The organism is Limosilactobacillus ingluviei DSM 15946 (assembly GCF_001435775.1).
Taxonomy (GTDB): Bacteria; Bacillota; Bacilli; order Lactobacillales; family Lactobacillaceae; genus Limosilactobacillus; species Limosilactobacillus ingluviei.
This window is the reverse complement of sequence record NZ_AZFK01000040.1, coordinates 58,098-69,012: the sequence shown is the minus strand read 5'-3', so window position 1 is coordinate 69,012 and position 10,915 is coordinate 58,098. Positions and strand designations below refer to the sequence as shown.

Sequence of the window (10,915 nt, the reverse complement as noted above, 5' to 3'; positions counted from 1 at the left end):
AGGGGGTACTTTTTGTCAAATATTTGGTGTCAAGAGCTTAACTTAATGACATTAATTTTTAGATATGTCGTATGTCAATTGGCAGATTAAGGAAAAGGTGATTTTCAATTTCCCCAATGCACGGCAATGTTACAGATGTAAAAAATGGCAGCGACCCGGTTCGAGCCTCTGCCATTTGTCCTTCATTCACTTGGTGATTCAAGTTATTTGTTCCAATCCGCTAAAGAAACCAGTCCATTACCCGGACCGCCTTCTATTAGTCCACATGACAATCACCGGTAGTCTACGTTCTGTCACTCTCACAGTCGGCCAATTGCTGCAAAATTTCGTCAATCGCTGCTTGCTTGGAACCAAATGATCCGCAAAACCAAAAATCACCGCCAGCAAGGACGGTGATCGGCATAAGAGAGAAAGAGAATTGATTAGAAGGTAAATACTTAATACCTTGTGACTATATGTTAGCGTTTACACATGGATTTGTCAATAACTTCCCCGATTTTATTTAAAACGGTTTCATCCCTTTGGTTCTTGACTTACGCGCCCGGTTATGACTTAGCGTAGGCGAAAGGGCTTGATCAGGGTTCGCAGTGAGGTGTGGTCCAGCCCCCAGACTACTGCGTAGCCCAGCACCAGGCCGGCCCAGTTGGTAATCACATCGTCAATATCGACCACCCGCAACGTGTGAACCAGCCAGTCCGAGGCAAACTGGGTGCTTTCAATCACCAGCCCCGGCACGAGCCCGGCCAAAGCGACCTGCCACCACGACCAGTGCGGCCGCCAAAGGTAGCAGTAGACCCCTAGCGGCCCGGTCAGCAAAATATTGGCCAAAAATTCCGGGTCGACGTGAACCAACGGGTGGAGGTTATACGGCACCATATAAAAATACGACAGGTCCTTGTATGAATCCGGCAGGACCAGCCCGACCGGCGCAAAGACCAGCCAGGCCACCACCATTAAGTAGCCCAGGCTGGTCAAGACCGTCACTCGCTGGGCCGGCGTCCGGTTTGGTACCGCCAGTAGCCGGTAATACCCCACCAACAAAATCAGCCAGGCCACCCCAAACGTTAACCACTGTGTCTGTAACATCGGATTGCCCCCTTTTGTAAATAGTTCTAGCTTACCGAACGTGGCCAGCCCTGACCACCGTTGGCTCCCAAGCTTAACCAGAACTTAATTTCCCAGCACTTCCCGGGCGGTCGCCACCAGGGGACCGAATTCGGCCGCAAAGGAGCTTTCCTTTAAGTAAATCAAATTTAAGGGGTGCTCAAGCGGAAAGCCGGCCAGCGGCAACTCAAATAAATCCCCCCGGGCCAATTCGTTGGCCACCAGGGCCCGGTACATAAAGCTGATCCCAACCCCCTGCTTAAGTAATTCAATGATCGCCGTCGGACTGCTTAAGGCCAGGGTCTGACGAAAGTCACTCAGCTGGGCGTTGTGCGCCGCCAGCCAGGTGGTCAAAATCTCGCGGGTCCCTGAGCCCACTTCCCGGACGATCAAGAGCTGGTCAAACAAGGCTGGCAACGTCGCTGGCACCTCGGCCTGGGCGGCCACGCCGATAAAGGGGGCACTACCCAGTGGGGCAGCGGCAAAGTCCTGCCGCGAATAATTTCCCTCGATCAAGGCCGCATCGAGCTGGCCGGCCAAGAGTTGCCGGGATAAGACGGCGGTATTTTCAATCGTCACTTCCAGCTGGTAGCCGGCCGCGATTACCTTGACCAGCAGCTGCGGCAGCAAAAAGGCCCCCAGCGAGCGGGTCGCCCCTAAGCGCAACGGCGGGGTCTGGGCCAAACGGAGCCGCTTCAAGACCGCCTGATTATCCTGGCCGAGCCGCTGAGCGTAGGCCACCAGTTCCGTCGCCGCCGCCGTTAATTTGACCCGCCGCCCATGGTGAACCAAGAGCGGCACGCCCAGGTCGGCCTCTAAGCTGGCCAGCTGCTGGGAGACGGCCGGCTGGGTGATAAAGAGCTGCTGGGCGGCGGCGGTCAACGAGCCGGTCTGTGCCACCACCATTAAGGTCGTCAGCCGGTGATCCAATAAATTTTCCATCGCCCTGCCCCTTTCATAAGGAAAACTAACTTACAAGAAAGAAATCATAATTTTTATTTATCAGTCTAGCATGGTACATTAAGAATGTAAAAAAATCCGGATGTCAATTCGGAAAGGAGAAAGTGAAATGATCAAGAAGATATTTAGCTGGCCCTTTGCCTGCGCCGCGCTCTTAACCTTAATTTGTTCGCTAGCCGGCAGCTACCTGGCCACCCTCCCCTACCTCAAGGTGATTGGTGCCTTAGTGATCGCCCTCTTGTTAGGGATGGTGATGCAAGTTGGTCGCCCGGTCCTGGATTACAGCCGCCCGGGGATTGGCCTGATCGCCAACAAGTTCCTGCGCCTTGGAATCATCCTGCTGGGCTTTAAGCTCAATTTGATCGCCCTGGCCCAAGCCGGGATCAAGACGATTGCCCTGGCCGTTGTGGTCGTGACCTTCACGATTTTAGTCACCTACCAGCTCGCCCGCCGCTTCGGGGTCGACCGCCACTTAGCGATCCTGACCGCCAGCGGGACCGGGATCTGCGGGGCCGCCGCCGTGATGGGGATTTCATCGCAATTAACCAGCGATGACGATCCGGCCACCAAGTTGCGCCACCAAGAAAATGAGGTGGTTGCCGTGGCGATCGTGGCGATCCTCGGGACCCTCTTTACCCTGATCGAAATCGGGCTCAAGCCGCTCTTGCACATGACTGCCCTGCAATTTGGGGTGATGACCGGGGGCAGCCTGCACGAAATCGCCCACGCCGTCGCCGCTGGGAGCGCCGGGGGCCCGGTCAGCCTTGATACGGCGATCATCACCAAGCTTTCGCGGGTTCTGCTCTTGGCCCCAGTCGCGATCCTCGTCGGGATCTGGTACCAAAAAGCGACCCGGCAAGCGAACCCGACCGGTGAAAAGCAGCCGGTACCGATCCCGTGGTTCATGCTCGGCTTTATCCTCGCCAGTGTGGCCGGCACCTTTATCCCGGGCCTGGCCGCGTTGGTACCAAGTCTGGTCAAGTTAGCCTACCTGCTCTTAGGGATGGCGATGGCCGCCTTGGGAATGAACGTGAACTTCACCGTGCTCTTCACCCGCGGCAAGAACGCCCTCGTGGCCGCCGGAATTTCTTCGGTGTTGCTCTTGGCCCTGGTTGCGACTTTGTCCAAGACCTTCTTTTAAGCCGTAATTAAACGCTAAAACCGCCGTCTTCCAACTCCCGGAAGGCGGCGGTTCGCGCTTTTAAAAGCTTTTTTCACTATCCCGATGCCCAACTAGCGTACCGATGCTTTTCGTCCATATGGGGCAAGCACTGATAGACATGAAAGGTTTCTAGGCACATATAGCGATAAGTGTCATCTCTGACACCCTCGACTTTGGGATCTCTCAAAGCTTGGTAGCGCGGTTTTAATTTATACCCTAAGGGAGCTGCCCTTAAATGCTTGAGACGGGGATCCGAAGTTGGCCACGAAAAATCAATCACCGCGACACCCCAATCTTCAAAATCCTTTTCAGGCCACGGTGAAAGGGGGGCCCAGTAAAATTTGTACTTGGTCCCGATCTTTTTGATTAGATAATATTTTCCATTCATCTCAGCCCACCTTGCTTCACAAGTATCTGAGGTTAACCCCTAGCCGCCCTTTTCGCTCCCAAACCAGCGCAAAGGGCGGCTTTGTTCATTTACACTTCTTCATACAAGTCTCCCAGCGGCTGGCGGACCTTCGGCTTGATCGGTTGGGCCCGGTAGCCGAAGCTGACCATCACCGCGATCTGCCAGTGGACCGGATCGATAATTTGGTGATCGGCCAAGAATTGGTTCATCCGGGCGTAGTTAAAACCCTCGATCGGGCAGGAATCAATCCCCAGTTCGGTCGCCGCAAACATCATGTTGGCCATGGCAATGTAGGCCTGGCGGCAAGCCCATTCAAAGCGGTCGTGGGCATCTTTCAAGGCCAAGTCACGCTCCTGGAAAACCTTAAAGTGCTGCGACTGCGGGCTGGTCGGCGAATAGACCTTGTGCTTGACGTCTTCCACCAAGTGCTGGATGTAGGGCGCATCATAGGTCACGTCGGTCCGCGCCAGGATCAATAAAATTTTATCGGCGCCGGCCAGGCTGTTGAGTGCTCCCCAGGCAAAGGGCTTGATCGCTTCTTTGAGCTGGGGATCCTTGAGCAAGACAAAGCGCCAGGGCTCGTAGCCAAAGGAACTCGGCGCCAGGCGGCCGACCTCTAAAATCGTTTGCCAATCCTGGGCCGGAATATGGCGGGTCGGGTCAAACTGCTTGGTCGCAAAGCGGGTATTTGCGATTTGTAACACGTGGGCACGTTGCGTTTCATTTGCCATTTGGATCACCTCATTGATTATTCACGGGCTTGCAGGGCCGCCAGCATCGAAATTTTTTGGATCTTTTTTTGCATTACGACTGCCACCAGCGCGGTAATCACCAGCGGGATTGCCGCCGACAACAGGAAGTTGGTGCCTCGCATTTGCGGATCAAACATCGCATCGACCGGCGGCAGATTGGTAATAATAAAGCCGTGCAGCCAACGCCCGAGCAAGAAGCCGACGAAAATCCCGACGACCGACAAGATAATCGTCTCGCGGTAGATGTACAGCGTCGCTTCGCCTTCATCATACCCCAACACTTTGAGCGTCGCCAGTTCGCGGCTTCGTTCTTCGACGTTGATATTGGTCAAATTGTAAATCACCACCGCCGCCAAGACGGTCGCCAGGCCGATTAAAATCACCATCACCCGATCCATCGAGTTCAGCAGGTTATTAATCATCTGCTGGTTACTGCGGTTTTCGTTTACCCCGGCCACGGCCCCGGTTGCCATCAGCTGGCGCGCCACGGGATTGACCTTCGCCCCGGCAGCCAGCTTCAGCAGCTGGGCGTTGGTCCGGTAGGGCTGACCAAAGTAGTGCTGGTACGTCGCTTGATTCATCACCATAAAGTGGCCCATGTACATTTCGGTGATCGCGCCGACTTTAACCGACCGCCAGCAAGTCATATTTGATCAGCTGGCCGTACTGGCGGTTCGCAATCCCGCCCAGCGAATCGCGGATTCCAAAGCCCATCACCAACAGTCCGGTGCAGCCGGCCACCCCGAGGATCGTCATCAGCATCCGGCTCTTGTAGCGCCAGAGGTTGCGCAGGGTCGCCTTGTGCTTAAAGGCCAAGCGCCGCCACACGGGCGTCACGTGCTCCAGCCACAGCCGTGCTCCCCCCTTAGGGGTCGGTGGCAAGAGCAGCTGGGCCGGGATTTCCCGGGCGTCTTGGGCGAGGACCCAGCCGGCGGCCAAACCAGTCGCGCCCACGGCCAACCCCCACGTGGTCAGCAACCAGCCCCAGGAAAAGCCCAGCTGCAGGCCGCTGATGGTCGAATTGGCCGCGTAAGCCGAAAAAATCAAGCGCGGCAGGAGCCAAAAACCCCCGGCCGCCCCGACCAGGGTGCCGCCCGTCGCCGCCAGGGTGCTGTAAAGCAAGAACTTCTTGGCGACGTCAAAATTCGAATAACCCAACGCTTTGAAAGTCCCGATCTTTTGCCGCTCTTCGGCCACGAAGCGGGCCATCGTCGTCAGCGCCACCAGGATCGCCACGGCAAACATAAAGACCGGAAAGACGTTGGCGACCAGGTCAATCCGCGCCGAATTCGACCGGTAGACAGCATAGCCCGGGTTGCTTTCCCGGGTTTGCACGGTTAAGCCTTGCGGCGCGGCTTTCAACTGGGCAATTCGGCGCTGGGCCGTTTGCAAGGCGGCTGCCGCTACCGGGTTGGTGGCCGCCGCTTGCCGTAAGCCGGGCAGTTGGGCCGTCAATTGGGCCACCTGGGCTTGACTTTGGGTCGTCAGTTGGTGGCGCAAGGTCGTTTGCAAGTGGCGCTGCTTGGCGGCTACCGTCGCTTGGTAGCTGGTCGCGTAGGGATCTTGACCAGCCGTCGCCGTCAAAGTCAAGCGGGCCAGCTGGGGCTTTTCGGCCCGAAAGGCCGCCTTGGGCAGCACTGCCACCCCACGCAGCTGGCCGCTGCCGACGGTGGTATTGCCAATTTGGTTGCGATCCAAATACTCACTGGAGCGAATAAAGCCCACCACCTTGACCCGGTGAACCTTCAGACCTGGGGCGGCCGTCAAGGTCAGCCACTGGCCGCGGTGGTAATGCTTCGCCAGCAAGTACGACAGGGCAATTTCGTGACGGTGCTGCGGTAAGCGCCCGCTGACCAGCTGGGCTTTAGACAAGTGCCCGCCCAGGCTCGTGAGCCGAATGGCCGTCTGATCGCCTTTAATTACAGCATCGGCGGTATGGACAAATTCCACCCGCTTGACCCCGGCTTCCTGCCGTAAGGTCGCCTGCAGCGCCGGGGTTAACCCCGCCGGGCTGGTGACCGTCAGATCGGCCAAGTGGGTCTGGGCGTAAAAGTGGCGGGCGGTCTGGCGCATGTCCGGCCCGGTCATTTTCAACCCAACCAGGGTTAAGGACGCGACCGCCATTAACAAGAAGATGGCGATAAAACGACCCTTGGTGCGGCCAATCGCCTGCCAGGCGTCCCGCCAGAGAAGCTGCTTTTTCATCTCTGTCACCTACCATTCTAAGGTCGCAATGTCAGCTGGGTGGGCGTGGCGCTCGCTTTTTTGCAGGCGGCCGTCGTGAATGTGGAGGACCTGATCACCGATCGGCGCCAAGGCGGCGTTGTGGGTCACGATCACGACCGTCGTCTGGTGTTGCCTGCTCATGTCCTGCAAAATCTGCAGGACATGCTTGCCGGTCTGGTAATCCAAGGCCCCGGTCGGCTCATCGCACAAGAGGAGCTGGGGCTGCTTGGCGAGCGCCCGGGCAATCGCAACCCGTTGTTGCTCCCCGCCAGACAGTTGGGCCGGGAATTTATCGACGTGGTCTGCCAAACCAACGGCCGCTAACGCCGTCGTCGCGTCCATCGCGTGATCGACCAGCTCGGCGGCCAACTCAACGTTTTCCTTGGCGGTCAGGTTCGGGATCAAATTATAGAATTGAAAGACAAAGCCGACGACTTCCCGCCGGTAGGCCGTCAGTTGCTTGGGCGTGTACTGGGCGATATCGTGGCCGTTGATAATCACTGCCCCGCTGGTGTTGGTGTCCATCCCGCCGAGGATATTGAGCAAGGTCGACTTGCCGGCCCCGGAAGCCCCCAAGATGATCACCAACTCGCCAGTGTCAATGGTAAAGCTGATGTCGTGGTTGGCGTCGATTTGCGTCGTCCCGCTCTGGTAGGTCTTCGTATTGTGTTTGACTTCGATTAGTGGTATGTGCTGACCCCCCTTTTCCTTTCATTGTGAACGCTTTCCGAATTGGTCGCAAGCAAAAAAGCGATCGTCAGTCGACAATCGCTTTGCATTCCCTTAATCTTTTGTTTCTGACTGGTGCAGCGTCAATTCCTTTTTCACCCGCTGGCGCAAGGTCGCCAAGTACCAGGCGTGCACGCAGGTAAAGGCCAAAAAAAGGCCTAAGCAAACCACAAACAGTACCCAGGCCTTGAGAATCAAGCAGGCGCCGGCGGCAAACATCGCCAAGTTGGCGATCGCCATCATGATAATTACCCCGTCGTATTTCATTATTTTCCCCTACTTTTGCAAAATTTGGGTCGTGGCAATTGCTAATTGCTGACTGTTGACATTGGCGTTGTCCTTGAGGAGTTCTGGCAAGATCTTCTTTAAGAAGTATTGCACACTGGTCAGTTCGCGGAAATCCATGATCGCTTCCAGACTTGATTTGTAAATATCCATGTAAACCGGCTCAGGATTCCCCTTTTGAATTTCCCCAAAGGATTCATACATCAAGTCAACCTTATCGGCCACCGAGAGAATCTTACCTTCCAAGGTGTCATCCTTGCCCTCGGCAAAGCGACGCTCGTAGGCTGCCCGAAATTCCACCGGAATTTCGGTCTCAATAAAGTTTTCCGTTAAGGATTCATCAACCTTCGCCAACATCTTGCGCAGTTCCGGTGTTGCGTACTTAACCGGGGTCTTAATGTCGCCAATAAATTTTTCGGTGTAATCGTGGTTTAAGGCCTTTTCGTACAAAGAGCGCCAATCGACCTCGTGGCCGGCCTGTTCTTCAATGTCGCCCAGCATCTGGGCCGCTTGGGTCACCTTAAACGAATGGGCCGCCACGTTGTGTTCTTCAAACTTGAAATAACCCGGCGCCCGGTTGATCATTTCCAGATCACTCAAACTCTTTAGGTATTCGTGCATTCCCATGGTCAATTTCCTCTCTTTTACCAAACGGGAGCAGGGTGTCAGTCACCCCGCTCCCGTACAGTTGATTAAATTAAAATTCGGCCAATGCGGCTTCAAATTCCGCCAATTTGGCAGTAGCGGCCGCTTCGGTTGGGGCCGATGTACCGATGTAGTATTTCAACTTCGGTTCCGTTCCGGATGGCCGGATCGCAATCCAAGTTTCATCATCTAAGACGTACCGTAAGACATTGGAAGTCGGCATCGTCAAGGCTTCGACCGTTCCGTCAGCCAGGGTCTTGGTGCCCTGGGCAAAGTCTTCTAAGGCCACGACTTGGTGCCCGGCAAAATCAGTTGGTGATTCTTCGCGGAACTTCTTCATCAAGGCCTTGATCTTCGCCGGGCCATCAACGCCAGCGTAGACGTTGGCAATCGTCTTTTCCTTGAAGTAGCCGTAGGTCTTAAACAATTCTTGCACCCCATCGTAAAGGGTCATGTTCCGGCTCCGGTAGTAAGCTGCCACTTCCGCCAAGAGGGTCAAGGCTTGGATGGCATCCTTGTCGCGGACAAATGGTTGAACCAGGTAACCGTAGCTTTCTTCAAACCCAAACATGAAGGTGTGGTTGTGCTTGGTTTCGTACTGGTGAATTTGATCGGCGATCCACTTGAACCCGGTCAAGACGTTGATCATTTCCACCCCGTAGCTGGCCGCAATCTTAGTGGCAAAGTCGGTGGAGACAATCGACTTAACGGCCGCCGCGTTGGCTGGCAGGGTGCCGGCTTGCTTGTGGGCTTCCAAGATGTAGTGCAACATCAAGGAAGCAATTTGGTTCCCAGTCAGCAGTTGGTATTCACCATTGGGTTGCCGGACCGCACAGCCCATCCGGTCGGCATCCGGGTCGGTAGCGATCAAGACGTCGGCATCAACCTGCTTGCCGAGGGCAATCGAGCGGGTGAAGGCTTCCGCAAATTCCGGGTTCGGATTCTTTAAGCCCGGGAAGTCCCCGTTGGGTTGGGCTTCCAAGGGTTCAATCACGAAGTTGAAGAACCCGGCTTGACGCAAGGCCCGTTCCCCTAGCATCCGGCCGACCCCGCACAATGGGGTGAAGACAAACTTCATGTCGCGGCCGTATTCAGCGGCCAGTTCGCGGTTGATCGTAACCGCCTTGGCTTCTTCCAAGTAGGCAAAGTCAACGTCTTCGCCCATCACTTGTTCCAAACCGCTGTTGAGCATCGCTTGTTCATCGGCCAATTCGATCCCAAAAACATCGTCAATTTGGCGAATGAAGGCCGTCATCTGATCGGATTCCTTCGGTGGCAATTGGCCGCCGTCTTCCCCGTAGATCTTGTAACCATTGTATTCCTTGGGGTTGTGGGAGGCCGTGATCATGATCCCGGCGTAAGCGTGGTTGTAGCGCACGGCAAAGGACAGTTCCGGCGTCGGCCGGACGTTGTCGTAGATAAAGACCGGAATCTGGTGCGCCCCTAAGACCCGGGCACAATCGTGGGCAAATTCGGCTGAGTGGTGGCGGGAATCATAGCCAATTGCCACCCCGCGCTGCTTGATTTCATCGCCCAAGGATTCCATCAAGGCCGCCAACCCGGCCGTGGCTTGCCGGACCGTGTAGACGTTCATCCGGTTGGTCCCCGGGCCCATCAAGCCCCGCATCCCAGCCGTCCCAAAGGAGAGCGGTCCGTAAAAGGCGTCTTCTTTTTCTTCGTCCGTCATCGTGGTTAATTCCTGCTTTAAATCAGCAGCCAGGCGCGGTTCATCGGCCCACGCTTGGTAAGTTTCCTTCCAGCTCAAAGAAACATCTCCTCTTCATTGGTTAACTAATTTCTCACTTTCCATAGTATACCGCATGGGCGATGGTGAGAAAACACACAAATCAGGATTGGGCCAAAAAGTGCGCCACCCCGTCGGCTTGGTTGCTGGCCAGGATTTGTCCGGCACAAGCACGGACGGCCAGCTGGGCGTTGGCCACCGCCAAGGGGTGGCCGACGGCTTTTAAGAGCGGTAGGTCGTTTAAGTCGTCACCCACCCCGTACAGGTCCGCCTGGGCGACCCCCTGGGCCAAGAGGTAACGCGCGGCCTGGCTTTTATCGACCCCGGGGGCGGTAATCATCAAATAGTCATCCCCCGAATCGGCCAGGGTCAAGTCGGGCCAACGCGCGGCCAGCTGGGCCTGGATCCGATTAAAGGTCCGGCGGTCCGGTAAGATTAATAAAAAGGCCAGCACCGGCCCCGGCGGGAGTTGCGTCGCGTAAGTTACCGTTACGCCAGTGTAGTCAATTTCAAGCTGGACCTGGGGCGTCAGCTCCGTCGCAAAAAAAGTGCTGGCGGTCAGCCACTGAATCGGCAAGCCCCACTGGGTGTGCACCAGGTCAAACAGTTCCTGGGCAACTGGCACTGCCAACGGGGTCGTGGTCAGCGTCCGCACCTGTCCACCGTTAACCTCAAAAACAATCGCCCCGTTCAACCCCACCTGGGGGCCGGTTAAGTCCAGGGCGTCAATCAAACTCACCATCTGAGCGGGCAAGCGGGCTGAGGCCAGCATTACTTGCCAAGCCGGCTGCTGGCGGATCACTTGGCGCGTGACTGCACTAAGCTGGCCAGCTTCATTTAACAGGGTGTGATCTAAATCAGAAATCAAATACTTCATTGGTAAAAAAGCAGCTGCTCAC

At 56.0% G+C, this 10,915-nt stretch carries 11 protein-coding genes; 1 reads left to right on the top strand and 10 read right to left on the bottom strand.

The window, feature by feature from the left end:
* Positions 1–552 precede the first annotated feature (552 nt).
* A complete protein-coding gene (locus FC43_RS05540) occupies positions 553–1,086 on the bottom strand; it encodes a VanZ family protein (RefSeq protein WP_056954767.1) in 534 nt (177 codons plus the stop codon).
* An 84-nt stretch (positions 1,087–1,170) separates the two neighbouring features.
* Entirely contained in the window at positions 1,171–2,046 is an 876-nt protein-coding gene (locus FC43_RS05535) for a LysR family transcriptional regulator (protein ID WP_056954765.1), read from the bottom strand.
* A 127-nt stretch (positions 2,047–2,173) separates the two neighbouring features.
* Between FC43_RS05535 and FC43_RS05530 the strand changes: the two genes are divergently transcribed.
* Positions 2,174–3,205, top strand: coding sequence for a YeiH family protein (locus tag FC43_RS05530; RefSeq protein WP_056954763.1), 1,032 nt, complete (start codon positions 2,174–2,176; stop codon positions 3,203–3,205).
* Between the two features lie 498 nt (positions 3,206–3,703).
* Here FC43_RS05530 and FC43_RS05520 read toward each other — a convergent pair whose 3' ends face one another.
* The 8 genes from FC43_RS05520 to FC43_RS05485 form a co-directional block, all read right to left on the bottom strand.
* Entirely contained in the window at positions 3,704–4,366 is a 663-nt protein-coding gene (locus FC43_RS05520; RefSeq protein WP_056954759.1) for an NAD(P)H-dependent oxidoreductase, read from the bottom strand.
* Between the two features lie 17 nt (positions 4,367–4,383).
* Positions 4,384–5,034, bottom strand: a complete 651-nt coding sequence (locus FC43_RS11375) for an ABC transporter permease (RefSeq protein WP_056954757.1) — start codon at positions 5,032–5,034, stop codon at positions 4,384–4,386.
* Positions 5,012–6,592: an ABC transporter permease gene (locus tag FC43_RS05510; protein ID WP_056954755.1), complete on the bottom strand. Its 1,581-nt coding sequence runs from the start codon at positions 6,590–6,592 to the stop codon at positions 5,012–5,014. Before FC43_RS05510 ends, FC43_RS11375 begins: the two co-directional genes overlap by 23 nt.
* Positions 6,593–6,601: 9 nt before the next feature.
* Positions 6,602–7,303 (bottom strand): ABC transporter ATP-binding protein, encoded by a 702-nt coding sequence (locus FC43_RS05505; RefSeq protein WP_056954753.1) that lies wholly within the window; start codon positions 7,301–7,303, stop codon positions 6,602–6,604.
* A gap of 93 nt (positions 7,304–7,396) precedes the next feature.
* Positions 7,397–7,609 carry a hypothetical protein gene (locus tag FC43_RS05500; protein ID WP_056954751.1) on the bottom strand — a complete coding sequence of 71 codons (213 nt, stop codon included), beginning with the start codon at positions 7,607–7,609 and terminating at the stop codon, positions 7,397–7,399.
* Between the two features lie 9 nt (positions 7,610–7,618).
* Positions 7,619–8,254 carry a YfbR-like 5'-deoxynucleotidase gene (locus tag FC43_RS05495; RefSeq protein WP_056954749.1) on the bottom strand — a complete coding sequence of 212 codons (636 nt, stop codon included), beginning with the start codon at positions 8,252–8,254 and terminating at the stop codon, positions 7,619–7,621.
* Between the two features lie 70 nt (positions 8,255–8,324).
* A complete protein-coding gene (locus FC43_RS05490; protein WP_019206867.1) occupies positions 8,325–10,037 on the bottom strand; it encodes a phospho-sugar mutase in 1,713 nt (570 codons plus the stop codon).
* Positions 10,038–10,119: 82 nt separating this feature from the next.
* Positions 10,120–10,893, bottom strand: coding sequence for an HAD-IIB family hydrolase (locus FC43_RS05485; RefSeq protein WP_056954747.1), 774 nt, complete (start codon positions 10,891–10,893; stop codon positions 10,120–10,122).
* Positions 10,894–10,915: the final 22 nt, after the last annotated feature.

What these genes read in the sequence shown, in the direction of transcription:
- FC43_RS05540 (WP_056954767.1), bottom strand. Translation starts at nt 1,086, where the DNA reads ATGTTACAGACACAGTGGTTAACGTTTGGGGTGGCCTGGCTGATTTTG.
- FC43_RS05535 (WP_056954765.1), bottom strand. Translation starts at nt 2,046, where the DNA reads ATGGAAAATTTATTGGATCACCGGCTGACGACCTTAATGGTGGTGGCA.
- FC43_RS05530 (WP_056954763.1), top strand. Translation starts at nt 2,174, where the DNA reads ATGATCAAGAAGATATTTAGCTGGCCCTTTGCCTGCGCCGCGCTCTTA.
- FC43_RS05520 (WP_056954759.1), bottom strand. Translation starts at nt 4,366, where the DNA reads ATGGCAAATGAAACGCAACGTGCCCACGTGTTACAAATCGCAAATACC.
- FC43_RS11375 (WP_056954757.1), bottom strand. Translation starts at nt 5,034, where the DNA reads ATGACTTGCTGGCGGTCGGTTAAAGTCGGCGCGATCACCGAAATGTAC.
- FC43_RS05510 (WP_056954755.1), bottom strand. Translation starts at nt 6,592, where the DNA reads ATGAAAAAGCAGCTTCTCTGGCGGGACGCCTGGCAGGCGATTGGCCGC.
- FC43_RS05500 (WP_056954751.1), bottom strand. Translation starts at nt 7,609, where the DNA reads ATGAAATACGACGGGGTAATTATCATGATGGCGATCGCCAACTTGGCG.
- FC43_RS05495 (WP_056954749.1), bottom strand. Translation starts at nt 8,254, where the DNA reads ATGGGAATGCACGAATACCTAAAGAGTTTGAGTGATCTGGAAATGATC.
- FC43_RS05485 (WP_056954747.1), bottom strand. Translation starts at nt 10,893, where the DNA reads ATGAAGTATTTGATTTCTGATTTAGATCACACCCTGTTAAATGAAGCT.